The 24264-nt window shown below is 70.8% G+C and carries 24 protein-coding genes and 1 pseudogene; 18 read left to right on the top strand and 7 right to left on the bottom strand.

Annotated elements, in window-relative coordinates; genetic code table 11:
• Nucleotides 1-38: 38 nt before the first annotated feature.
• From ACFWM7_RS13570 to ACFWM7_RS13540, 7 genes and pseudogenes are all read right to left on the bottom strand, one after another.
• Nucleotides 39-893 (bottom strand): hypothetical protein, encoded by an 855-nt coding sequence (locus tag ACFWM7_RS13570; protein ID WP_383259587.1) that lies wholly within the window; start codon nt 891-893, stop codon nt 39-41.
• A gap of 161 nt (nt 894-1054) precedes the next feature.
• On the bottom strand, nt 1055-1231 hold the full coding sequence (locus tag ACFWM7_RS13565) for a hypothetical protein (RefSeq protein ID WP_159024699.1): 177 nt from the start codon (nt 1229-1231) through the stop codon (nt 1055-1057).
• A 461-nt stretch (nt 1232-1692) separates the two neighbouring features.
• On the bottom strand, nt 1693-2232 hold the full coding sequence (locus ACFWM7_RS13560; RefSeq protein ID WP_383259585.1) for an excalibur calcium-binding domain-containing protein: 540 nt from the start codon (nt 2230-2232) through the stop codon (nt 1693-1695).
• A 177-nt stretch (nt 2233-2409) separates the two neighbouring features.
• Nucleotides 2410-2718, bottom strand: a pseudogene (locus ACFWM7_RS13555) (acyl-CoA dehydrogenase family protein); the annotation flags it as partial.
• Nucleotides 2719-2731: 13 nt separating this feature from the next.
• Nucleotides 2732-3205 carry an SCP2 sterol-binding domain-containing protein gene (locus tag ACFWM7_RS13550; protein WP_383259580.1) on the bottom strand — a complete coding sequence of 158 codons (474 nt, stop codon included), beginning with the start codon at nt 3203-3205 and terminating at the stop codon, nt 2732-2734.
• Nucleotides 3206-3277: 72 nt separating this feature from the next.
• Entirely contained in the window at nt 3278-3541 is a 264-nt protein-coding gene (locus ACFWM7_RS13545; RefSeq protein WP_097875222.1) for a hypothetical protein, read from the bottom strand.
• A 202-nt stretch (nt 3542-3743) separates the two neighbouring features.
• The gene (locus ACFWM7_RS13540; protein WP_383259573.1) at nt 3744-4958 is read right to left on the bottom strand and encodes a helix-turn-helix domain-containing protein; all 1215 of its coding nucleotides are present in this window, start codon (nt 4956-4958) and stop codon (nt 3744-3746) included.
• Nucleotides 4959-5811: 853 nt separating this feature from the next.
• Between ACFWM7_RS13540 and ACFWM7_RS13535 the strand changes: the two genes are divergently transcribed.
• The 18 genes from ACFWM7_RS13535 to ACFWM7_RS13450 all read left to right on the top strand — a co-directional run bounded on the left by ACFWM7_RS13535 (nt 5812) and on the right by ACFWM7_RS13450 (nt 24222).
• Nucleotides 5812-6747 carry a hypothetical protein gene (locus ACFWM7_RS13535; RefSeq protein WP_383259571.1) on the top strand — a complete coding sequence of 312 codons (936 nt, stop codon included), beginning with the start codon at nt 5812-5814 and terminating at the stop codon, nt 6745-6747.
• Between the two features lie 71 nt (nt 6748-6818).
• Complete coding sequence (locus tag ACFWM7_RS13530; protein WP_383259567.1) at nt 6819-7475, top strand: hypothetical protein; 657 nt, start codon at nt 6819-6821, stop codon at nt 7473-7475.
• A gap of 369 nt (nt 7476-7844) precedes the next feature.
• Nucleotides 7845-9380: a DUF6801 domain-containing protein gene (locus ACFWM7_RS13525; protein ID WP_383259562.1), complete on the top strand. Its 1536-nt coding sequence runs from the start codon at nt 7845-7847 to the stop codon at nt 9378-9380.
• A gap of 469 nt (nt 9381-9849) precedes the next feature.
• Nucleotides 9850-10839 (top strand): ABC transporter ATP-binding protein, encoded by a 990-nt coding sequence (locus ACFWM7_RS13520; RefSeq protein ID WP_383259555.1) that lies wholly within the window; start codon nt 9850-9852, stop codon nt 10837-10839.
• Nucleotides 10836-11705, top strand: coding sequence for an MlaE family ABC transporter permease (locus ACFWM7_RS13515; protein WP_383259552.1), 870 nt, complete (start codon nt 10836-10838; stop codon nt 11703-11705). The genes ACFWM7_RS13520 and ACFWM7_RS13515 overlap by 4 nt, the downstream gene beginning before the upstream one ends.
• A 3-nt stretch (nt 11706-11708) precedes the next feature.
• A complete protein-coding gene (locus ACFWM7_RS13510) occupies nt 11709-12512 on the top strand; it encodes an ABC transporter permease (RefSeq protein ID WP_356561100.1) in 804 nt (267 codons plus the stop codon).
• On the top strand, nt 12512-13810 hold the full coding sequence (locus ACFWM7_RS13505) for an MCE family protein (protein ID WP_383259549.1): 1299 nt from the start codon (nt 12512-12514) through the stop codon (nt 13808-13810). The genes ACFWM7_RS13510 and ACFWM7_RS13505 overlap by 1 nt, the downstream gene beginning before the upstream one ends.
• The gene (locus ACFWM7_RS13500) at nt 13807-14838 is read left to right on the top strand and encodes an MCE family protein (RefSeq protein WP_383259546.1); all 1032 of its coding nucleotides are present in this window, start codon (nt 13807-13809) and stop codon (nt 14836-14838) included. Before ACFWM7_RS13505 ends, ACFWM7_RS13500 begins: the two co-directional genes overlap by 4 nt.
• Nucleotides 14835-15854 (top strand): MCE family protein, encoded by a 1020-nt coding sequence (locus ACFWM7_RS13495; protein ID WP_383259544.1) that lies wholly within the window; start codon nt 14835-14837, stop codon nt 15852-15854. The genes ACFWM7_RS13500 and ACFWM7_RS13495 overlap by 4 nt, the downstream gene beginning before the upstream one ends.
• A gap of 1 nt (nt 15855) precedes the next feature.
• Nucleotides 15856-17028, top strand: coding sequence for an MCE family protein (locus ACFWM7_RS13490; protein ID WP_383259541.1), 1173 nt, complete (start codon nt 15856-15858; stop codon nt 17026-17028).
• Entirely contained in the window at nt 17025-18206 is a 1182-nt protein-coding gene (locus ACFWM7_RS13485; protein WP_383259538.1) for an MCE family protein, read from the top strand. Before ACFWM7_RS13490 ends, ACFWM7_RS13485 begins: the two co-directional genes overlap by 4 nt.
• The gene (locus ACFWM7_RS13480) at nt 18203-19438 is read left to right on the top strand and encodes an MCE family protein (protein WP_383259536.1); all 1236 of its coding nucleotides are present in this window, start codon (nt 18203-18205) and stop codon (nt 19436-19438) included. The genes ACFWM7_RS13485 and ACFWM7_RS13480 overlap by 4 nt, the downstream gene beginning before the upstream one ends.
• The gene (locus tag ACFWM7_RS13475; RefSeq protein ID WP_383259533.1) at nt 19435-19956 is read left to right on the top strand and encodes a hypothetical protein; all 522 of its coding nucleotides are present in this window, start codon (nt 19435-19437) and stop codon (nt 19954-19956) included. The genes ACFWM7_RS13480 and ACFWM7_RS13475 overlap by 4 nt, the downstream gene beginning before the upstream one ends.
• A complete protein-coding gene (locus tag ACFWM7_RS13470; RefSeq protein ID WP_383259530.1) occupies nt 19953-20567 on the top strand; it encodes a hypothetical protein in 615 nt (204 codons plus the stop codon). The genes ACFWM7_RS13475 and ACFWM7_RS13470 overlap by 4 nt, the downstream gene beginning before the upstream one ends.
• Before the next feature lie 164 nt (nt 20568-20731).
• Nucleotides 20732-21229 carry a nuclear transport factor 2 family protein gene (locus tag ACFWM7_RS13465; RefSeq protein WP_383259616.1) on the top strand — a complete coding sequence of 166 codons (498 nt, stop codon included), beginning with the start codon at nt 20732-20734 and terminating at the stop codon, nt 21227-21229.
• A 71-nt stretch (nt 21230-21300) separates the two neighbouring features.
• Nucleotides 21301-22056 carry a hypothetical protein gene (locus tag ACFWM7_RS13460; protein WP_383259527.1) on the top strand — a complete coding sequence of 252 codons (756 nt, stop codon included), beginning with the start codon at nt 21301-21303 and terminating at the stop codon, nt 22054-22056.
• A gap of 18 nt (nt 22057-22074) precedes the next feature.
• On the top strand, nt 22075-23334 hold the full coding sequence (locus ACFWM7_RS13455; protein ID WP_383259525.1) for a lytic transglycosylase domain-containing protein: 1260 nt from the start codon (nt 22075-22077) through the stop codon (nt 23332-23334).
• Nucleotides 23335-23499: 165 nt separating this feature from the next.
• Complete coding sequence (locus tag ACFWM7_RS13450; protein ID WP_383259522.1) at nt 23500-24222, top strand: hypothetical protein; 723 nt, start codon at nt 23500-23502, stop codon at nt 24220-24222.
• Nucleotides 24223-24264 lie beyond the last annotated feature (42 nt).

Here is a 24264-nt window from a genome sequence, read left to right as displayed (position 1 = left end):
CCGCATGCGGGGACGGGCCGGACGGGGGTCCGGAGCTCCTAGCGGGGCAGCGAGGCGATCGACGTCTTCAGCCGCGCCACGAACGCCTCCCGGACGTCCTCGCCGACCCGGTCGAGCGACAGATACGGATTGAGGTCCTCCAGCTCCACGAGCAGCAGGGCGCCGTCCGCCGTCCGGCAGGCGTCGACCCGCTGGATCCCGTGGTCGAGGGTGTTCCAGGCGATGAAGCGCCGGGCGAACTCCAGGTCCTCCGCGCTCGCCGCGTACGGCTCCAGCACCCACCGCCGCTCCGGGTCCGGGGCGTACAGCGCGTACTGGAAGTCGTGGTCGACGAAGTAGAAGGACACCTCGTGGCGGAAGTCGACCCGCGGCTGTACGAGGAGGGAGCCCTCGGCCGCCCGCTCCAGCCCGGCCCGCGCCTGTGCCGCCGTGACGAACCGCAGCCCGACCGAGTCCGCCCCCAGCTTCGGCTTGACCGCGTACCGGGGGACGTCGGGCAGCCGGGCCAGGTCGGCCGCCCGGTCCACGGTGGGGATGACCGGGAGGCCCGCCCGGTCCATCTCCACCAGATACTCCTTGCCCGCCATGTCGCCGCGCCCGCCCAGCGGGTTGTAGACCGGCGTCCCCAGCTCCAGGGCCCGCGAGCGGAACGCGTCGTACGCCTCGCGGTAGTGCAGCACGGGCCCGCTGTTGCGGATCAGCACGGTGTCGAAGCCTTCCAGCAGCGCTGCCGCGTCCCGGGGGTGGCACAGCGCGACGTCGAACGCCTCGCGCAGCCGGGAGGAGAGGCGGATGTCCTCGTCGCAGTAGCGGCGGCCGCGCGCCTCGTAGGCGAGATCGGTGACGAGCAGGAGGGACGTGCGGCGTGCGCCGGCGGGTGACGCGGCGGTCATGGGCTCTCCCGGGATGAGGACGCGGACGGACGATCACTGTCGCCGACGCCCCGGCCGGCCCCTGCGGAGGGGGCGGCTCCCGTCGTGCCGGGCTTGCACCGCTCCCGGCGGGCACCCGTCGCCGTACGGTCGGACGGCTTCCGTCGATCCGCCCCGTACGGTCAGACGGCTTCGGCGGAGCTGCCCCGCACGGCCGCCACCCACTCGACGAGAAGCCGCTCGTACTCCCGGCGGCCCTCCGGCGACACCACACCGCCGTCGGCGACCAGAGCGCGGATCTCCGCGTTCAGCTCAACCATCGGGCGGGCAGGCGTCGGCTGGGTCGAAGTGGAGGTCATGTGAAGAGGCTAGTGGCACGGAGGCGGACGACGCACCGCCGAATCGTGCGGGGGCGGCCGTGAGAGCCGTTCGTCCCCGGCCGGAAACCGCCGCCGACGCGTCGGCGCCCCGTGCCGCCGACCTCTCCACACCGTCGCCACGGATCCCCCTGGATCGTCACGACCGGGCGATCCGAACCGTGTTGCCGCACGTGGACGGGGTGTGGCCGGGGGTCCGGGGCTGTTGCGTGTTCCTTCCGGCGCACTCGGTGACGGCCTACGGCCGCCCGGCCCGGATGTCGATTTCCCCGTTCGCGTTCCGGTGTCGCGGTAGGTGTTGAGGGCGACGAGGATCACATGTGTTGACCGTCATGCGGGGGCTTTTCCTCGGCATATGAGCCGCCCGAGGCGTCGTGTGTCGCAGTGAACAGCCCCCTCCTGCCGGAGGGGGCCTCCGTCACGTCCGGTGCGGCCGGGCGTCCCTATTCGCAGCCCACTCCGTCGCCGTCGCGATCGAGATGAGGTCCGTACCCGGGCTGGCCGGACCGGATGGGTGAGGCGCCCGCGGCGCGGACCGCGTCGCAGTTCTCGTAGTACGCCGACGCGCCGCCCGAGCCTCCGTTGTTGCCGCCGCTGCTGCTGCCGTTGTCGTCGTCCTGGGCGGCGGGCTTCTTCGCAGGCTTCGGCTCCGGGGGAGCGGCGGTGACGGTGACCCGCACCTTCTTGACCTTCGTGATCGTGGGGGCCGGTTCAGGGGTCGCGGTCACCGTGACCGTCGCCGTCTTTGTGACCGTGACCGTCGGGGCGGGCTTCGTCTTCGCCGCGACCGTGCGGACTTCCTGCGGAGGCTCACCGGCGGCGCCGATTCCGAAGCCGACCACGAGCAGCGCACCTGCCGCCGGGAGTATGACGCGCTTGCGCGTCCACTGCGGACCGCCCGTCGACGGTGGCGGCGGCGTGAAGTTGCCGCCCTGCCCCCAGCCGGACTGGCGTGACGGGTGCTGCGGGCTGTTCCAATCCATGGTCCCCCCAGGGTGGTTCGTGGAGGCCTGACCGTAGCGACCCGGCCACGCCCGGGGGAGCCAGATGTTCCGTTGGTGATGGAGTTGTGACCAAATGGCGGGGGAGAGGTGTGGTCCGTCCATCGCGTGACCGAGTGGCCTGCCTCCGCCCGGGTGTTTTTGAGAGCGTCCCGGCCCTCAGCGGATGTGCCGCCCCGAGATGGCCCGCGCGATGACGAGGCGCTGGATCTCGCTGGTGCCCTCGAAGATCGTGTAGATCTTCGCGTCGCGGTACATCCGCTCCACCGGATGCTCCCGGCTGTAACCCGCGCCGCCGAGGATCTGGACCGCCTTCTCCGTTGCCGCGACCGCGAGTTCGCCCGCCCGCAGCTTCGACATGGAGCCCTGGCCCGCGTCGAAGGTACGGTCGTTGCGGGCCATCCACGCGGCCTGCCAGATCAGCAGGCGTACGGCTTCGATCTCGGTGCGGATGTCGGCCAGGGAGAAGAAGCTCATCCCCTCACGCCTTCGGGATGTCGAAGTACCGGGTCAGGCCGGAGGCGAGGCCGACGTCACCGGCGACCTTGAGCTTGCGCGTCATGAACATGGTGACCGGATTGCCGTTGCCGGAGACGAGCTTGAGGAACTCGGCGTCGGCCATCACCAGGGTGGTGCGGGGTTCGGCCTCCGAACGGCCCGGGGTGACCTGGCAAGCGCCATCCGCTATCGCGGTCTCGTAGAACGCGTCGCTCTCCCCGGTGATCTTCCAGCGGATCAGTGCGGTGAGGCCGCCCGCGGTCTCGGGGCGGAACTGCTGCCGCATCCGGCCGAAGACCTCGCCGAGTATCCGGGTGCGCAGCTCGCCCCGCATGACCTCGGCAAGCTGCTCGGCGGACAGGCCCTTGACGATCCGTGCGAACTCCTCGGGGGCGACCGCCGCGAAGTCGAGCGCGGACAGGTCGTCGGTGAGGTTGCCGCCGCTGGTTCCGTCCACGCCAATTCCTTACTCCGAAGTAAACTTACTTGGGAGTAAGGTAAGGGGAGCCGTTACGTCCCGCAAGGTCGCTCAGAAGGGCGAGCCGGGCAGCACCGCCAGTCGCGGATGGTGCGCGGCCAGCACCTTGTTGGCGCGGGCCAGTTCGGACAGGGCCTGTTCGCGGTCGGCCTGGTCCTCGACGCCCAGCCGGGGGCCGCGGAACCTGCGGACCTCGCGGGCCGCGCAGTCGGCGTCGAACTCCGCCTGGAGGATGTGCGGCGGAATGCACGAACCGATCAGCGCGGCGACCCGGTCCGGGATCGGCACGGGGACGAGGAGGTGCGAGGCGGTCATGGGGCGTTCCCTCTCGGAATGGTTGGCCAGGAGGCGGTGCATGGGATCCGTCGCCTGTTGGGCGGCGGGCTCCCTCCTGTGTACGGGACGTGGTTCCGGGTTTCTCGCCGGATACGTCTCCGTGTCGCAACCGTTTGGGACTGACCGTCTATTTCGCCTTACGCGCCGGTAAGTTGACCCGACGCGCCGAACGTGATCCGGATCAGGGGGATGTGCCGGTGGCGCGTGAGCGCAGACGCAGTGCGCGCAGCACCGCCTCGGTGGCGAAACGGCTCTCGGGATCGACGAGTTGGTCACCGAAAATGGTCTCCAGGTTGCGCATGCGGTAGCGCACGGTCTGCGGGTGGACATCGAGCAGCGCACCCATCTGCGCCGCGGTGCCCCGGGTGTCGAGCCAGATCCGCAGCGTCTCGACCAGCCGGTCGCGGCGGGTCGCGCTGATCCCCGCGACGGCGGCCAGCTCCCGCTGGGCGAGCTGGTCCAGCAGGGCGGGGTCGGACAGCAGCCACAGGGTGATGAGGTGGTCCTCGCAGCGGATCAGCGGAGCGTCGTCGATCACACCGGAGTCGACGAGCTCCAGGACCCGGCGGGCCCAGCGGATCGACTCGCAGGCCAGCGCCGTGGGGACGGTCAGCCCGATCGCCGCGCGTCCGGCCGGCAGGGCCTGCTCCAGCATGGACCTTCGTGCGTCGTCCAGCGCTCCGGGAACGAGCAGATGCGGCTGCGGCGCGCTGAGGTCGACGAGAAGGTCACGGTCCGCGTGGAGCCGGTCCAGCTCCGCCGGGGCCCGCACGGCGATCAGCGTCACCTTCTCGGGCAGCGCCCACCCGGTCTGCTCGCACAGGTCGGCGATGGCGCTCCCGGGGGCCGGGCGCCCGGCGAGGATCAGATGGAGCAGACGGCGGCGCAGCGCCTCGCTGTGCTCGCCCGACTGGGACTGCGCCTCCAGGAAGCCTTCCCGGGAAAGCGATTCCAGTTCGTCGACGTAGGCGAAGAGCGCGTCGGCGAAGCTCAGCATCAGGGTGGGGGAGAGGCGATAGCTCTGCCCGACCTTCTTCGCCCGTCGCAGCGCCACTCGTGCGCCCAACCGGTAGGCCCCCTGGAGGGTGTCCATGCTCCGGCCCTCGTACGCCTCGAACCGTCCGAAGCGCCGGCACATGTCGTCCCGGAGCGTGGTGGGGGAGGCGGGCTCGGCCACCAGATCGACGAAGGAGGCGAGGCTCTGCTCCACGCCCACCCGGATGGCCTGCCCGTTCGGGCCGTCGAGCAGCCGGGCGTATTCCGGATAGGCCCGGGTGACCTCGACGCCGATTTCCTTGATGAGGCTGGGCAGTTCCGGCCGCATGATCGCCGCGAATTCCTGGGGGAGCGGCCCGAGTGGGTCATCGGTATCCAACGGCTGTATGAGATGTGGCATGACAGATCCCCTTGCTCTCGGCGCCCGGTGGTGGGGTGAGGCGGTGGGGGGAAAGCGCTCCCACGAACCGACAGGTGCGTACCAAGTCCGCGACGAAGATAGACCAAGGAACAGGCACTGCACACCACTTGGACAAGATCGGCATGCAGGGGGCACACATCTCGGCCGTACTGTGCGACTTCCGTGCAGGTCGCGCGGTACTGCGCGCTTTCGGACAATGAATTTCGGCCGCCTGCTCCGGCGGTGACAACAAAGCGGTTCCGCTGTCACCGAGTTGTTCCCGGCGCGGTCCGCCCGGAGCCCGGCGGCTCCGAGATCGACGGGCGTACGGGCGGCTCACCACGGCGTACGCGGGTGAACGCGGGTGAACGCGGGTGAACGCGTGCTCCCGAACAGGGGTTTCCGGCCGCTTGGCCGATTTGCATGGCATGCGTGAGAGATCCGCGAGAGAACCGCGAGGGAACGGAAGCCGGAGTTCCGGGGCCGCCCGGCAGGGCTGCGCCGCGTACGCACCGCGCGCGGGGTTCCGGCCGCCGGTACGCAATTCCCGGCCCCCGGGTACGCATTCCTTGATAAGGGAACCGGGCCCCGATGCTCATTTACGGATCAAAAAAAGTGCGGTGCAAAGAATCTTAGCCGGACGGATTGTGTCGCCCAGTTTCCCGCGAGTAACATCACGCCTCGATCAATTCGGTCGTGAAATCTGCCCGAAAATTGATGCTCCGATCCTCCGCCCCCGGGCCCACCCGAGGCTTCATCACCGTCGAGAACTCGTCGCGGTGCGGGCATGCGTTGCAGAACCGGTCAACTTCGTGCACGAGGCCGCGCCACGGCGGCCGACAGAGGGGACGACATGAGATCCGTTTCCAATCGAACCCGCGTAGGCCTTCTCGCGGCGTTCACGGCATTCAGCGCTCTGCTCTCCACCGGCTCGGCCACCGCCGCGACCCAGCTCAACGGCGACTGGGCGCCCTTCGACCGCTGCCCGGTCGACGCGCCCGCCATGCTGGCCGCCGACGGCGTCACCACCATCGCCACCTGCATCGCGTCGAGTTCGGCCACCGGATCCATCACGCTGGGCAAGACGAAGGTCTCCACCGGCCACACGGATCTGCAGCTCGGCGTCGTCCAGCGAGCCGACGGCACCGCCTCGCTGGTGGCCCCGCCCGAGGGGGCGCTGACGGCGGATCCGGCGGAGATCCCCGGCGGGCTGATCGGGCTGATGTGCCCCAGCGGAATTCCGCTCGTATCGGCGATCTGCCGTCAGTTGACGGACAACAATCTCAACCGTGTGACGGCCACCATCGAACCGGCCGGAGCACCCCGCGACTTCCGTATGAGCGCGGCTTTCTCCACCGGTGAGCCCATTCTCACCATCCCGGTCCGCATCCACCTCAAGAATCCGTTCCTGGGTGACAAGTGCTACATCGGGACCACCGCGAACCCGGTGCTCCTCAAGCCGCAGAACGTGACGGCGCCGACCCTCTCGCTCCAGCGGTTCGGAGCTGACGGGACGCCGAACGACGACGAGGGCGAGATGGGGCGCTACACCTTCGACGGCGCCGACCAGGGTGACGCCACGTTCGCCGTGCCGGGCGCAAGCGGCTGCGGAGCCGGGCTCCTGGACTGGGCGGTGAACCTCAAGACCGGTCTCCCGTCCGCCGCCGGGAAGAACAGCGTGACGCTGGACGACACCACCACGTACTTCGGCAGCCCCTACGACCCCGCCGGCCTCGCGCCGAACGAGGGCCGCAAGCTGTCGGAATTCTGGCACTCCGCGAAGCGGTAGGCCGCACAGCACGAACCTCTCCAGTCACGTTCAGCCGAATCCCCAACGGGACGAGAAAAGGGAGTACCCCCATGTTCAAGCGAACCGGTGTCCTGACCGCGATCGGGGCCGCCGCGGCATCCGTCGTCCTGGCCGCCCCGTCGGCCGTCGCCGCGCCGACCAGCTGGACGATCAGCCCGACCGGTGCCTTCAACGGCAGCGCCGGAGTGACCGTCCTGACCGACAACAACGGCAACAAGATCCAGTGCGCGACCTCCGCCGCCTCGGGCTCGGCGCCGACCTCCCCGGTCGCCGGGAGCCCGGCCAAGCTCGCGTCCATCTCGGCGATCTCGTTCAACTCGCCGTGCACCGGGCCGTTCAGCTCCACCTGGACGGTGACCACCACGCCGCCGTGGGAGATCTGGGGCCTGGACTACGCGGCGGGCGCCGGCACCAACTCCACGGGCCAGGTGACCGGTGAGATCAGAGCGATCAAGGCGAAGGTGTCCGGGAGCAGCATCCTCGGCCCCTGCACCTTCGACGTGACCGGCAAGGTCGCCGCCAAGTACAACAACCCGACCGCGGGTGGCAGCAACGGCACGCTGAACACCGCGGGCGGCGGGCTCACCCTGTCCATCGCCAACAAGGTCGGCGGCGGCTGCGGCATCGTCGGCACCACCGCCAGCTTCCAGGGCTTGTACACCATCGTGAACGCGGCATCGGGCAAGTCCCCGGTCATCAGCGGCTGATCCCGCGCCGATGACGCACCGCGTCTGAACGCCGTGCCCGGCCGTGCGCACCCGACGGCCGGGCACGGCTGGTTCTCGCCCCACCCCGGGCGCGCCCAACTTTCGCGCACCCCGCGACAAGGGCGCACCGGCCGGTTTGTCACCCTCTGCCAAAGTCCGCGCGCCGGTGATCGGACCGGGAGCGCGGGCCTTCCCAGGCGTCGTCGGCGTGCGTACCGTACCCGTCGGTAGGGGCCGTCCGGAGCCCGGCCGCACCGGGTCCGAGCACAGCTAACCCCCGCCCGATGTCCGCCCGCGGCCCGCCCGGCCGCCGCCCGCAGAGCCGCCACCCACCCCCTGGGCCCACGCGCGCCGGAAGGACACATCCGTATGACCGTCGATGCACGCGCCGCAGCGAGACGACCGATCCACTGGGCCGTGGGCGGGGCGCTCGTCGTCGCCACCGCGCTCGTCCCCAGCGCGGAGTCGGCCGCCGCGGAACAGACCTCGGAGGTCTCCCTCCGCTACGCCTGCCCGTTCCCCTTCGGCCCCGAGGAGGTGGACGTCGTCGTCTCGGCGGTGCTCCCCACCACGGCCCGTACCGACGAGGAGATCCGCCCCGACCAGGTGGCCGTCGAGGTGACCCTGCCGCCCCCGGCCCTCGCCCGGTTCGCCGACCTGGACGCCGCCACCCTGTCGGCCGCCGCGCGGCTCACCGTGCGCGGCACCGTCGGCGACCGGTACGCGGACGCCTCCTGGCAGGAGCTGACCGCCCCGCCGGCCGCCCTGCCCGAGCCCGGCGGAGGCGGAGGCGAAAGCGAGATTGAAGGCCAGGGCTTAGGCGAGGGCGAACTGACCCTGACCGCCACCGGGGACGTGCCTACGGTCTCCTTCAGCAGCCCCGGACGCGCGACGCTCGCCCCCGCCGCACTCGCCCTCTCGCTGTCCTCGTTCACGGAGGCCGGTGAGCCGACCGCACCCCCCGGGCTCGACGCCGCCTGCGAACCGGCCCCGGGCCAGGAAACCGAACTGGCCGCGATCACGATCCGCGGCGGCGCCGACCCCACCGCCCCCGCACCACGGCCGGGAGAGAGTGACCCCGCACCCGAGCCGACCCCGACCCGCCCGGCCGAGGGGCTGCCGCCCTCCGCACGGGAGAAGATCGACGCCCTCACCGAGAAACGGCTCGAAGCCCTGGAGGGCGACCCGGGCAGCTGCCCGATCGAGATCCCGCCCGAGTGGGTGATGACCACCGCCGAGACCTACGCGGCCGGCTACGCGAACGCCGCCAAACTGGACGGCGCGGCGGCGCTGGGGCCCGCGTTCATGAAGGTCGTGCTCAACAAGCGCTACATCAACGACTCCTGCGCCTCGACCGTCGACGTCAGCTCCGAGGTGAACTTCGACTACGAGGGGCGCCGCCAACTTCCCCCGACGAAGGCCACGTTCCTCAGCTACGGGTTCATGCCGACCACCGCCACCATGACGCTGGAGCAGGTGGGCCCCCCGGCCGCGATCCACACGCACACGGTCACCAACACGCCGACCTACCCGGAGGAGACCACGGTCACCGCCCAGCTCGTCATGCGGCTCTCCGACGTCGAGGTGAACGGAGTGCCCCTGGTTGTAGGCCCCGACTGCCGCACGGAACGCCCCTTCGAGCAGGTGCTGAAGGGGTACGGCCAGAGCTACCCGCCGGCCGGCTACCTCGTGGCGTACGGCGGCACCCTGACCGGGTACGCCCACATCCCGCCGTTCGAGGGGTGCGGTGCGACCGAGGACCTCGACCCGATCTTCACCTCGGCCATCTCCAGCCCCGGCAAGAAGGCCGACAACTACACCAAGATGACCCAGGCGCCCCTGTGCGTGGCCACCAACCCCGAGGGGCCGGACTGCCCGCCGAGGAAGCCGAAGCCCGAGCGCTGACCTGAAAAGCCTCCGAGCCCTTCCGGTTCCCCGGGACCGGAAGGGCTCTTTTCGTGCCCGCCGGGCCGGTCCGCCGGCCGTGCGTTTCCTCATCATCCGACAGGTTTGACGGGCAGATTGCTCACCCGGCAACAATCCTTCGCGCCGCATGAATTCTCGCCGAGGAAAATCTGTACCCAGTATTGCGAAGTCAGGTTACCGGCCCGTAGCGTCCCAGGCGTGCCGATCGGGAACGCCCGGCTGCATGCGCAGATTTCGACAAGGTCGGAGAGCGGCTTTGTCACCGAATGACAAGTGATCCGATCTCTGCCCCCGGTTCGTCGAAATCCGCTGTTCAACGGCTTGCCCTGGCGGTTTCGGCGGACATAACGTGCGCCCCCTGGTGCATGTGTGACGAGCCGCCATCGCTTTTCTCAGAGCCGGAGCGCTTAACGATGAACACGTTCACCGCCACTTCGAGGGAGGGCCGATGGGAATCGAAGTCGTCGTCGAGGGCCTGACGAAATCCTTCGGCAAGCAGAACATCTGGCAGGACGTCAGCCTCACCCTGCCCGCCGGTGAAGTGAGCGTCATGCTCGGTCCTTCCGGCACCGGAAAGACCGTATTCCTGAAATCCATCATCGGGCTCCTCAAGCCCGAGCAGGGACGCGTCCTCATCAACGGCGTCGACATGGTGAACAGCTCCGAGCGCGACATCATGGAGACCCGGAAGCTTTTCGGCCTCATGTTCCAGGACGGGGCCCTTTTCGGCTCGATGTCGCTCTTCGACAACATCGCCTTCCCCCTGCGCGAGCACACCCGCAAGAGGGAATCCGAGATCCGCCGCATCGTCATGGAGCGCATCGACATCGTCGGGCTCCTCGGCGCCGAGGGAAAGCTGCCGGGCGAGATATCCGGCGGCATGCGCAAGCGGGCCGGCCTCGCCCGCGCGCTGGTCCTGGACCCACAGATCATCCTCTGCGACGAACCGGACTCCGGGCTCGACCCGGTCCGCACCGCCTACCTGTCGCAGCTCCTCATCGACCTCAACGCCCAGATCGACGCGACGATGCTCATCGTCACCCACAACCTCGACATCGCGGCGACCGTCCCCGACAACATGGGCATGCTGTTCTGCCGCAACCTCGTCACCTTCGGCCCGCGCGAGGTGCTGCTCACCAGCGACACCCCGGTCGTCTCCCAGTTCCTCGCCGGCCGCCGCGAAGGACCCATCGGCATGTCCGAGGAGAAGGACGCCGCCACCCTCGCCGCCGAACAGCAGGCCGACACCGTCCCGCTGCCCACCGGCCCCCGCACCGTCGTCCCCCAGCTGGAGCCCTCATCCGGGATGCCCGTCCGCCAGGGCGCGCTGCGCCGCCGCCAGCGGGTCATGTCGATGATGGGCCAGCTGCCGGAGGCCGCCCGTACGGCGATCCTCGACAGCTACGCCCCGGCGGCCGCGGGAGGTGCGCGCGCGTGACCGCCCCGATGCCGGTGCGGCCGCCCGAGCCGCCCGAGAAGCCCTCGCCGGTCACTTCCGAGAAGTCGCCCGGGAAGGCCCCCGAGCAGCGCCGCCCCTCCCGGCTGCTCGCCCCGCTCCGCGAGACCGGGAAGCTGTTCGCGCTCGCCGTCGCCGTGGCCCGGGCCATCTTCCGCAGACCGTTCCAGGTAAGGGAGTTCATCGAGCAGTTCTGGTTCGTCGCGAGCGTCACGATTCTCCCCGCCGCCCTCGTCTCCATCCCGTTCGGCGCGGTCATCGCCCTCCAGGTCGGCTCGCTCACCCAGCAGTTGGGCGCCCAGTCCTTCACCGGCGGCGCGAGCGTGCTCGCGGTGATCCAGCAGGCGAGCCCGATCATCGTGGCGCTGCTGATCTCCGGGGCCGCCGGATCCGCGATCTGCGCCGACCTCGGCTCGCGCAAGATCCGCGAGGAGCTCGACGCGATGGAGGTCATGGGCGTCTCGCCCGTCCAACGCCTCGTCGTCCCCCGGGTGTTGGCCACCATGCTCGTCGCCGTCCTGCTCAACGGGCTGATCTCGGTGGTCGGCACGCTCGGCGGCTACTTCTTCAACGTGATCATGCAGGACGGCACCCCGGGCGCGTACCTCGCGAGCTTCTCCGCCCTCGCCCAGCTGCCCGACCTCTACATCAGCGAGTTCAAGGCGCTGATCTTCGGCTTCATCGCGGGCATCGTCGCCGCCTACCGCGGCCTCAATCCGCGCGGCGGCCCCAAGGGTGTCGGCGACGCGGTCAACCAGTCCGTCGTCATCACCTTCATGCTGCTGTTCTTCGTGAACATGGTCCTCACGGCGATCTACCTCCAGATCGTCCCCGCGAAGGGGAGCTGACCGATGGCCATGCTGAACTGGCTCGACCGGTCGGGCGACCAACTCACCTTCTACGTCAAGGCACTCGTCTGGATCCCGCGCACCCTGCGCCGCTATCTGCGTGAAGTGCAGCGGCTGCTGGCCGAGGTCGCCTTCGGCAGCGGCGGACTCGGCGTCATCGGCGGCACCATCGGCGTGATGGTCGCCATGACCCTGTTCACCGGCACGGTCGTCGGACTCCAGGGGTACGCGGCCCTCAACCAGATCGGCACCTCGGCGTTCACCGGATTCATCTCCGCCTACTTCAACACCCGGGAGATCGCCCCCCTGGTCGCCGGACTCGCCCTCTCCGCCACCGTCGGCGCCGGATTCACCGCCCAGCTGGGCGCGATGCGGATCAACGAGGAGGTCGACGCCCTGGAGGCGATGGGCGTCCGCTCCATGCCCTACCTCGTCACCACCCGGATCATCGCCGGGGTCGTCGCGATCATCCCGCTGTACGCGATCGGGCTGCTTTCCTCGTACGTCGCCTCCCGCTACATCACCATCTTCTTCAACGGCCAGTCGGCGGGCACCTACGACCACTACTTCAACCTCTTCCTCTCCCCGCAGGACGTCCTGCTGTCGGTGCTGAAAGTGCTGATCTTCAGCGTGCTGGTGATCCTCGCCCACTGCTACTACGGCTTCCACGCCACCGGCGGACCGGCCGGGGTGGGCGTGGCGGTCGGCCGCTCGGTGCGCAACGCGATCGTCCTCATCAGCGTCACCGACTTCTTCCTCTCGCTCGCCATCTGGGGCGCCACGACGACGGTGAAGGTGGCCGGCTGATGCGCACATCCAGCACCCGCACGGTCCGCCGACGCCTGGCCGGAGTCACCTTCCTCCTGGTGCCCGCCGTCCTGGTGTGGGTCTCGGTCTCCGTGTACGAGAAGGACTTCACCGACGACGCCACGGTCACCGTCCGCACCGGCTCGGTCGGCAACGAGATGCACGACCACGCGGACGTGAAGCTGCGCGGCGTCGTCATCGGGCAGGTCCGCTCCATCGCCACCGACGGCGACGGGGCCCGGCTCACCCTGGCCATCGACCGGGACAAACTCGACCAGGTCCCCGCCGACGTCACCGCCCAGATGCTGCCCACCACCCTCTTCGGGGCGCGGTTCGTCGCGCTCGTCCCGCCCCGCATCCCCACGGGCGGCGTCCTGCGGGCCGGGGCCGCCATCCCGCGGGACCGCTCCAGCAACGCCATCGAACTGGAACAGGTCCTGGACAACGTCCTGCCGCTGCTGACCGCCGTAAAGCCGGAGAAGCTCTCCGCCACCCTGGGCGCCGTATCCCAGGCGCTGGAGGGACGCGGCGAACGCCTCGGCGAGACGCTCACCACGCTGGACGGACACCTGAAGAAGTTCAATCCCCAACTCCCCACCCTCAACGCCGACATCAAGGAACTCGTCAAGGTGAGCACGCTGTACGCGGACGCCGCGCCGGACGTCCTCGACGCGCTGACCGACGCCACGGTCACCAGCTCCACCCTCGCCGACCAGGAGGCACGGCTCGCCGGGCTGTACGGCACCACCACGGCCGCCGCGCAGGACGTCACCACCTTCCTGCGGGAGAACAAGGACAACCTCATCCGGCTCTCCGCCGCCTCCCGCCCCTCCCTCGAACTCCTCGCCGAATACGGCGAGTCGTTCCCCTGCACCCTGCGCACCCTGGCCGGATTCGTGCCCGCCATGGACAAGGCGCTCGGCAAGGGAACCGATCAGCCGGGGCTGCATGTGTCGGTCAAGTCCGTCCCCTCCAAGGGAAAGTACGTCCCCGGCAGGGACGCCCCGGTCTACAACGCCACGGGCGGACCGCGTTGCTATTCGGTGCCGTACGTCGGCAAGCACGCCCCGACCGCCGACATCCGCCGGGCCGCCGACGTCACCGCGCCCCCGCCCGCCCGGGGCGATGCCGGCGACGGTACCGACACCGCGCTCGGGCTGCCCAACTCGCCCCAGGAGTCCCAGCTCGTGAACGAACTGGTCGCACCCTCGCTGAAGAAGGCGCCGGAAGACCTGCCCGACTGGAGCAGCGTGCTCATCGGCCCGGCCTTCCGCGGAGCGGAGGTGAAGCTCAAGTGAAACGCCGCTCTCTCGCGGGGCCGATCACCAAGTCCCTCGTCTTCATCGTGGTCACCGTGCTGGCCACCACCGTCCTCGGGCTCTCCATCGCCAACACGGGCGTCGGCGACACCACCACGTACCAGGCGCGGTTCGCCGACGCCACCGGGCTCATCCCCGGCGACAGCGTCCGGATCGCCGGGGTGAAGGTCGGCCAGGTCGAATCCGTGCGGGTCGCCGACCGGCGGGTCGCCGAGGTCGCCTTCGCCGTACGCAAGGGGCGCGACCTCCCCGCGTCGGTGACGGCGTCCATCAAATACCTCAACATGGTCGGCCAGCGGTACGTCGACCTCGACCGGGGCGCCGGACCCGTCGGCCGGACCTTCGCGCCCGGGGACACCATCCCGCTCTCCCGCACCACCCCGGCCCTCGACCTCACCCAGCTCTTCAACGGCTTCCAGCCCCTCTTCGAAGGGCTGTCGCCGCCCGACGTCAACCAGCTCGCCGGCTCCATCGTCCAGGTCCTCCAGGGTGAGGGCGGCACCGTCGACAGCATCCTGCGGCATGTCGGCTCGCTCACCACCACCGTCGCCGCGAAGGACAAGGTGATCGGCGAGGTGATCACGAACCTCAACACGGTCCTCAAGACGGTCAACGACCGCGAGGCGGGCTTCGACGACCTCGTCGTCACCCTCCAGAAGCTCGTCACCGGATTCTCCGGCGACCGCAAACCGCTCGGCGAGGCCGTCACGGCGATGGGCGCGCTCACCACCGTCACCGCCGACCTCTTCCAGGACGGCCGGAAGCCCCTGAAGGACGACATTCGTCAACTCGGGCGGCTCGCCGCCCAGTTGGAGAAGGGCACCCCGCAGATCGAGAACTTCCTCCAGAAGACCCCGGCCAAGATGGCGGCCATCAGCCGGCTGACGTCGTACGGGTCGTGGCTCAACCTCTACCTCTGCGAGGCGAAGGTCAGCGGCGTCACCCACGACGACGGCAGCACACCGCCCACCGGCATCGCGATCACCCAACCGAGGTGCCTGGCATGAGCATCAGACCCATCCGGGAGCGCAACCCGGTCGCCGTCGCCGTCGTCGGGCTCCTCGTCCTGGCCCTGGTCGGCCTCGCCGCCTGGCGCGCCGATGCCCTGCCCTTCGTCGACAACGGCACCTCCTACAGCGCCGACTTCACCGAATCCGCCGGACTCGCCGACGGCGACGAGGTGCGCATCGCGGGAGTGAAGGTCGGCGAGGTCACCGGCGTCTCCCTCGACGGAGCCAAGGTCCGCGTCGACTTCCGGGTCAAGGACGCCTGGATCGGCGACTCCTCCACCGTGGGCATCGCCATCAAGACCCTGCTCGGCGAGAAGTACCTCGCCGTCGACCCCCTCGGTGACGCCCCGCAGGACCCCGGCTCCCGCATCACCGCGAGCCGCACCACCTCCCCGTACGACGTCACCCAGGCGTTCAACGGGCTCGGCGACACCATCGGCGAGATCGACACCGACCAGCTCGCCAAGAGCTTCGAGACGATCTCCGCCACCTTCAAGGACTCCCCGCCCCACGTCCGCAGCGCCGCGGACGGGCTCTCCGCCCTCTCCCGTACGGTCTCCGAGCGCGACGCCCAGCTCGCCACCCTGCTCAGCAGCAGCAAGAAGCTGACCCGGACCCTCGACGGCAAGAAGAGCAGCTTCGAAACGCTCCTGGAGGACGGCAACCTGCTGCTCGGCGAGATACAGGCCCGCCGCGACTCCATCCATCTGCTGCTCACCGGCACCCGCGATCTCGGCACCCAGCTCACCGGACTCGTCAAGGACAACGACAAGCAGCTCGGGCCGACCCTGGCCTCCCTCGGCCGCGTCACCGCCGTCCTGGTCAAGAACCGCAAGAGCCTGGACAAGGTCCTCGCCACGACCGGCTCGTACAGCCGGCTCGTCGGCAACACCCTCGGCAGCGGACGCTGGTTCGACAACTACGTCTGCGGCGTCGTGCCCAAGAACTACCTCCCCGCCGGCACACCCCCGGCGACCGGATGCATGCCACCCCGGCAGCAAGGGGGCCGCTGACATGAGACGCACCCGCATCACCGGCATCGGCGCCGGACTTGCCCTCGTCGCCGTCGTGGCCGCCACCGGCGTGAGCGCCCTGGAGGAGGACGGGAAGACCACCGTCACCGCCTACTTCGACCGGGCCACCGGCGTCTACGCCGGATCCGACCTGCGGATCCTCGGCGTCAAGGTCGGCACCGTCGACTCCGTCGAGCCGCGCGGCAAGGAGGTGAAGGTCGTGCTGCGCCTCGACAAGGGCATCGACGTCCCCCGGGACGCCCACGCCGTCGTCGTCGCCCCCAGCCTCGTCGCCGACCGCTACATCCAGCTCGCCCCGGCCTACGACGGCGGCCCCCGCCTCGCCGACGACGCCGTCCTGCCCGCCGCCCGCAACGCCACCCCCGTCGAGGTCGACGAGCTGTACGCCTCCATCACCGAGCTGTCCACCGCGCTCGGCCCCGACGGGGCCAACGCGAATGGGGCGCTCGCCCGGCTCCTGGACACCGGGGCGAAGAACCTCGACGGCAACGGCAAGGCCATCGGGGACTCCATCGAGCAGTTCGGCAAGGCCACCAAGACGCTCGACAGGAGCAGCGGCGACCTGTTCGACACCCTGACCCACCTCCAGTCCTTCACCACGATGCTCAAGGAGAACGACGGCGAGGTCCGCAGCGCCGAGCAGCAGCTGAACACGGTCACCTCCTTCCTCGCCGACGACAAGAAGAACCTCAGCGCGGCCCTCAAGGAACTCGGCACCGCCCTCGGCCAGGTCAAGACGTTCATCGCCAAGAACCGCGGCTCGCTGAAGAAGAACGTCGAGGCCCTGGTGCCCGTCACCCAGGCGCTCGTCGACCAACGCGCCTCGCTCGCCGAGGCGATGGACACCCTGCCGCTCGCCGCGGGCAACGTCCTCAACGCCTACGACCCGGCCAACCGCACCCTCAACGGGCGCACCAACCTCAACGAACTGTCCATGGGCGGACCGCTCGTCGACCCCGGGGCCGCCGAAGCGGCCGGCCGGCTCACCGGCCTCGCCCCCGTCGACGCGACCCGCCGCAAGGCGCTGCCCGTGCTGCCGCTCCCGGAGGTCGGCACGGTCTACGGCACCCCCGAGAAGCAGCCCGGCAGGCCCGGCGACGGCAAGCCCGGCAAGCCCGGCAAGTCCGGCGAGGAGAAGGGGGAGGAAGGATGAACGACGACACCCGCCGCAGACCCGCCGCACGGATGGCCGTCGGCGCGGTGGCCCTGCTCGCCACCGGCGCGCTGATCGCCCTGGTCGTGGTCCGCCCCGACGCCCCCTCCTTCACCGGCATCGAGCAGATCCCGCTGCCCGGCGGCGCCGATCTGGGCGACCGGCCGTACGAGGTCACCGCCGAGTTCGGCGACGTCCTCAGCCTCGCCCCGCAGTCCTCGGTCAAGGTCAACGACGTGTCCGTGGGGCGCGTCACGAAGATCGCGCTGGCCCCGGACGGCTGGCGGGCCCGGGTCACCATGCAGGTCAACGGGAGGATCAAGCTGCCCGCCAACGCGTACGCCCGCCTCGAACAGTCCAGCCTGCTCGGCGAGAAGTTCATCCAGCTCGCCCCGCCGCCCGAGGGCACCGCACGGGGATCGCTCGCGAGCGGGGGCCGTATCCCCGTCTCCCGCACCAACCGGAACCCGGAGGTCGAAGAGGTCTTCGGAGCGCTCTCCATGCTCCTCAACGGCGGCGGCGTCCACCAGCTCAAGACCATCACCACCGAGCTGAACAAGGCGCTCGCCGGGCAGGAGCCGCAGATCCGCTCCGTGCTCAACCGGGTCGACACGCTCGTGACCAACCTGGACGAGAACAAGGGCGACATCACCCAGGCCCTCGACGGCGTCAACCGGCTCGCCGCCACCCTCGCCACCCGCAAGCAGGCCGTCGGCACGGTCCTGACCGGGCTCAGCCCCGGACTCAAGGTCCTGGAGAAGCAGCGCGGCTCCCTGCTGACCATGCTGCGCTCCCTCGACACCCTGTCCACGGTCGCCGTCGACACCATCAACCGGAGCAAGGCCGACATGATCGCCGATCTCAAGGCGCTCGCCCCGACCCTCAAGGCGCTCGCCGACTCCGGCCAGGACCTCCCGGACTCGCTCCAGGTGCTGCTGACGTACCCCTTCACGGACGAGGTGCTGCGTGGCGTCAAGGGCGACTACCTCAACGTCTACCTGGACGTGACGGCCATGCCCGGTACGCAGATCATCCCCGCGCTCACTCCGGACGAGCCCGGCATTCCGCTGCCACCGGCGGAGGGAGAGGGCGCGGCGGCAGCGACCAGGGGCGCGCTGCCCCTGCCCCTGCCCGCCGTGTCGGGCACGCCGAAGGCCACGAAGGAGGCGACACCGTGATCACCCTCGCCATCCGGCTGAAGAACCTCGCCTTCCTCGTCATCGCCGTCCTGGTCCTCGGCTACCTGGGCGTCCGCTACGCCGATCTCGGCCACTACGTCGGACTGCGCGGCTACTACACCGTCACGGTCCAGCTCCCGCAGACCGGCGGCCTGTACACCCACTCCAACGTCACCTACCGGGGCGTCTCCGTGGGCCGCGTCGGCCCCCTCGAGCTGACCGAGAACGGCGTCGAGGCCGAGCTGCGGATCGAGAAGGACGCCCCGCGGATCCCGGACAGCCTCACGGCCGTCGTCGCGAACCTCTCGGCGGTCGGCGAGCAGTACGTCGACCTGCGGCCCACCCGCGCGGAGGGCCCCTTCCTGGGCAACGGCTCGGTCATCGACGAGGCCGACACCACCATTCCCGCGCCCCCCACCGACGTCCTCACCAGCGTCGACGACCTGGCGAGCTCGGTGAACCTGGAGAGCCTGCGCACCGTCGTGGAGGAGTTCGGGGCCGCCTTCGAAGGGCGCGGCGAGGACCTCCAGGTCCTCCTGGACACCGGCGGCGACTTCGTCGAGGCCGCGGACCGGGCGCTGCCGGTCACCACCCGGCTGATGGCCGACGGCGAGCAGGTCCTGCGCACCCAGGCCGAACAGGGCCAAGCGCTCAAGGGCTTCGCCAGGGGCGCCGAGGAACTGGCCGCCGAACTGAAGGGCTCCGACGCCGACCTGCGCCGCCTCATCGCCACCACCCCGGACGCCGCCGTCCAGATCAGCGGACTGCTGCGCGACGTGGACCCGGCCTTCGGCGTCGTCGTCGCCAACCTCCTCACCACCTCGGAGGTCGCCGTCACCCGCCAACGCGGCCTGGAGGAACTCCTCGTGAAGCTGCCCGCCGTCGCCGCCGCCGGGGCGAGCGCGGTCGACGACGACGGCGCCCGGTTCGGGATGTCCGTCACCTTCTTCGAACCGCTGCCCTGCACCGCCGGCTACGGCGGCACGGTCTACCGCAACGGCCTCAACACCTCGGCCGGGCCCGCCGTGAACACCGCCGCCCGCTGCACGTCCTCGCCCGGCACCGGCATCAACGTCCGGGGCAGCGCCAACGCCCCCAAGGGCGGCCCGGTACCGAAACCGGCCGTCCCCGGCTCGATGAAGCTGCCCGGAACCGTGGACGGAGCGGCCGCGACCGCACAGCCGCCGACCGAGGGCATGGCCGGGCTGCTGGGCCTGGGGGGCGGCTCATGACCCCCCGCACCCGACGCCGGGCCGGCTGGGCCGTCCTGCTCGTCGCCGCCCTGCTCTGCGGCCTGGGGGCCTGGTCGTACGGGCAGGCGCGCGGCGACCGCTCCCTGGCCTACGCGAAGGCCCGCGACACGGCCCTGGCCGAGGGCAGACGGCACCTGGCGACGCTGAACAGCCTGGACGGCCAGAACGCGCAGCGGGTCGATGCCGGGCTGCGGGCCTGGCTGGACTCCTCCACGGGCACGCTGCACGACCAGCTGGAGCGGACCCGTAAGGCCGACGCGAAGTCCCTCGCGGCGGCGGGCGACACGGCCCGGGGCAAGGTCACGTCGGCGGCGCTCACCACCCTGGACGAGCGCACCGGTACGGCGGAGCTGATCGCCACCGTGGACGTCGAGGTCACCCCGCGCTCCGGCGCGGCCGGCACCCAGCGCAAGCGGTTCGGGGCGACCCTCGCCCGCACGGACGACGGCTGGAAGGTCAAGGCGCTGACGGCGATCGGGACGGGCGGCGGCCGATGAGAGCGAGCGGAGGATTGACGACGGTGAACAGCGAGCCGGCCCCCGCCCCCGGGGCCGAGGAGGCCGAATCGCGGGCGCCGGACCCCGCCGCCGGTGCGGACGACGTGTCTCGCCGCCGGTGGCCGCGCGTCCTCGGCGCACTGCTGACGGTCGCCCTCATCGCCACGGGCTGCGCCCTGTACGCCGAGGGGCGCCAGCTGCGCGACACCCCGGCCACGGCGAACCTCGCGCTCACCGACGCGGAGGCGACCACCCGCGTCACCGGCGACGTCAGCAACGCGCTCGGCAAGATCTTCTCGTACGGTCCCGGGACCACCGCCACCACGCAGGAGGCGGCGAAAGAGGTCCTGGCGGGCAAGGCGCTCCAGCAGTACGCGGTGTTGTTCGGCCAGGTCGAGCGGCAGTCCGCCGACCAGAAGCTGACGCTCACCACCGAGGTCGCCCGGGCCGGAGTGACCCGGCTGACCGCGGACAGCGCGCACCTCCTGGTCTTCCTCGACCAGGTCTACGAGCGTCGGGGCCGCACTCCCACCACCGCCGCGGCACAGCTCACGGTGACCGCCGAACTGCGCGACGGACGCTGGTGGATCGTCGAGATCGGCTCCACATGACGGCGGCCCGGAGGCGTTGGCGCACCGGTCCGGTTCGGCAGGCAGGGGAGAGGCAGCACATGGCACGGCAGCGGAAAGCACAGCAGGACGCGGCGCGGCGGGAGACAGCGCAGCAGGACACGGCACCGGTGGGCGCGGTACGGGCGGGGACCAGGAATCCGCTGGTGATCGTCGCGCTGGCCCTGGCGGTCTGCGCGGCCGGAGCGGCGGTCTGGGGCGGCTGGCTGCGCTACGAGGCCGCCCACGACGACGCGGCCTCCTTCGCCCGGGCGCGGGACGACGCGCTGGCGGCGGGGGAGCAGGCGGTGCAGAACATGAACACCCTGGACCACCGCTCGCTGGAGAAGGGGCTCGACAGCTGGGAGCACTCCACCACCGGCGACCTCCACCGCCAACTCGTCGACGGGCGCGACGCGTTCGCCCAGCAGATCGCCGAGGCGAAGACGGTGAGCACGGCAAAGGTCCTCTCCGGCGCGGTGACCGAGCTGGACCAACGGGCGGGCCGTGCAGGGGTGATGGTGGCGCTGCGGGTCACCGTGACCGCGCCCAAGGGCGAACCGGCGGTGAAGGAGAGCCGGTTGCTCGGCAGCCTAACCCGGACCTCCGGGGGGTGGAAGCTCAGCGCGCTGGGCCAGGCGCCCGTGGGCTCCACAGCCGGCTGACCTCCAGGCCGCACCGCAACCCGCCCCGCCGCAACCCGCCCCGTCCCGCACGCCCCGGAGAGGACCCGCCCATGTCGACGACCCGCCACCTCGTCAACCGCCACCGCCGGCTGGCCACGGCACCCCCGCGTACGGCGGGAGCCGGGACGGAACCGGTACTCGGGTCGACCGCCGGCCCGGTCACCGCGACCGAGCCCGATCCACCGGCCGCACCGGACACCGGCTCCACGGAAGCCGAGCCCGACACCGCCGCCACCGACCCCGAGCCCGCCACCGACACCCCGGCGGACGCCGCCCGCGCCAAAGTGCCCCGCCTCCGCCTCACGCTGCCCGCCGTGCTCTGCGCGCTCACCGTGCTCCTCGGGGCCTTCGCCGTCTGGGCGTTCGCCTCGGCCGGCAGCCTCCGCGACGAGCCCGCCCGGCAGAACGCCGCGCTCACCGACATCGGCCGGACCAGCGAGGTCAAGGGCCGGATCGGTGAGGCGGTCGGCGCGGTGTTCAGTTACGACTACGCCTCGCCCGCCCGGTCCGACCGCGCGGCGAGCACCTATCTGACCGGCCGGGCCGTGCAGCAGCACAAGGACATGCTCGCCGACGTCCGGGAGCAGGCCCCGGACCAGAAGCTCGTCCTGACCACCACCGTCACCGGGAGCGGGGTCGAGTTCCTCGACGGCGACCGCGCCCGGCTGCTGATCTTCGCCGACCAGAGCAACACCCGTACGGGCAAGGACGAGGAGACGACGTACGCGGCGGCCATGTTCGCCGTGGACGCCGTACGCCGCGGCGACGCCTGGCTGATCGCCGCCATCGACACGTTCACCCGCTGAGACGTGAGGGGAGCCCCCATGAGCTTCAACCGCACGGTGCGTCGCCGGCTCAGCACGACGGCCACCGCCGTCGCCGCGATGACCGCGCTCACCGCCTCCCAGGCCCCGGGGTTCGCGCTCCCCGAGCCCCGGCAGGAGAAGGCCGCTGCCTCCGACGACGTCGTATGGACCGAGGTGCCGGGCGACGACGTCTACCACACGGAGTTACCGCCGTTGAGGTCCCCGAAGCCGCCCGCGCCCCCGAAGCCCGGGAAGAAGCCCGACCCCCTCGTGGCCCGGTCCTGGTCCGAGGCGGGTATCCCGGCCACCGTGCTGGCCGCGTACCGCAGGGCGGAAGGCGCGGTGGGCCGCAGCGATCCGGGCTGCGGGCTGCCGTGGCAGTTGCTCGCGGCGATCGGCAAGGTCGAGTCCGGCCAGGCGTCCGGCGGGCGGGTCGACGCGCTCGGGACGACGCTCACCCCGATCCTCGGCCCCGCGCTCGACGGGAACGGTTTCGCGCTGATCCGGGACACCGACGACGGGGCGTACGACGGCGACGGCACGTTCGACCGGGCCGTCGGGCCGATGCAGTTCATCCCGTCCACCTGGGCGGCCTGGGGCGCGGACGGCAACGGCGACGGCCGCCGCGACCCGGACAACGTCTTCGACGCGGCGCTGGCCGCCGGGCACTACCTCTGTGCCGGGTCGCGCGATCTGACCCGCCGCGCCGACCTGGACCGGGCGATCCTCAGCTACAACCGCTCCGCCACGTATCTGCGGACGGTGCTGTCCTGGCTGGAGTTCTACCGCAACGGCAGCCACCCGGTCGCCGACGGCGAGGGCGTCCTGCCGATCAGCCCCGGCCCGGGCGGGAAGACCCGTCCCAGCTCCCCGGTCGGCGGCCCCGGCGCTCCGGAGCGCCCCGGCAAGGACGACGGAGGCGTCGTCGTCGGCCCGCAGCCCACCAGGCCGCCGAGCCCGAGCCCCACCCCGCGCCCCACGAAGCCCGGCTCACCGAGCCCCAGCCCCGACCCGACAGAGCCGGGCCCCGACCCCACCGGCCCCGGGCCGAGCCCCAGCCCCGACCCCACCGACCCGGGTCCTGACCCCACGGACCCGGGCCCCGGCCCCGACCCGACCGGCCCCACCACCCCGCCCGACCCCGACCCGACCGACCCGGGCTGCCCGGGCGAAACGCCGTCCCCGTCCCCGGCTGACCCCTCGCCGTCCGATACGGCCTCGGGCGGCCAGGACGAACCCGACGACCCGTGCGCACCGGGGGAGTCGGCCGCGGTCTGAAACACGTCCTTTTCCTCCCGCCGGCCAGGAGGGCCGAATTCCGCTTCGCTCGCGGAGCCGCCGGAAAAGGACAGCGGGAAAAAGGTGAGTGACTTTCTGCATCCGCTGGGTACCCGGGCTCATGAGGGCCCAGGGAGGCCCTCGCCATTTCAGGGAGGGAATGCGATGAAGAAGGTCATCCTGGCAGCGGTTTCGGCTTCTCTGGGGGCGACGGCACTGGTGGGGTGCGGTGATGGGGGATCCGATGAAGCGTTCGACGGAAAGAGCGCGGACACCATCGCTGCGGACGCGGTCAAGGCGACGCGTGACGCGAAATCCCTGCGGATCGTCGGAAAGGCGCAGCAGCCCGGCGGCAACGAGATCGGCATCGACTTCCATGTCGACGACCAGGACCACTGCACGGGCACCATGACCGGGCAGGGAGCCAAGGCCGATGTCCTCCAGGTCGGGCAGAGCGTCTATGTGCGGGGCGACGAGAAATTCTGGCAGAACACGCTGAAGAGCAAGCCGGGCACCGAGAAGGTGGTCAAGCAGGTGCAGGGCAAGTGGGTGGCCTCCGATCCGGCGCAGTCCGGCACGGAGGGAATGTGCGACAAGCAGGCCGCCCTCGCCATGCTGGACAGCGACAAGTCCGAGCGCAAGGGAATGAAGAAGGGCGAGACCACGGAGGTCGACGGCAAGTCGGCGCTGATCCTGGAGAAGAAGCAGGAGAACGGCGAGAAGATCACCATGTACGTGGCCACCGAGGGCGAGCCCTACGTTCTCAAGGCGGTTTCCGAAGGCGGCGAAGCGCCGAGCGAGACGCTGCTGAGCGATTACAACAAGAAGGTCGACGCCCAGAAGCCCGCCGCCGATGACGTGGTGGATCTGGAGAAGATCAACGCCTGACGCATTCCGCTTTTCGGGCGCGGCGAAGGGCTGAGGAAAGGG

The sequence above is a fragment of the Streptomyces sp. NPDC058375 genome, assembly GCF_042723425.1.
Classification (GTDB): domain Bacteria; phylum Actinomycetota; class Actinomycetes; order Streptomycetales; family Streptomycetaceae; genus Streptomyces; species Streptomyces durocortorensis.
The sequence above is the reverse complement of the archived record's forward strand: the minus strand, read 5'-3'. Positions and strand labels throughout refer to the sequence as shown.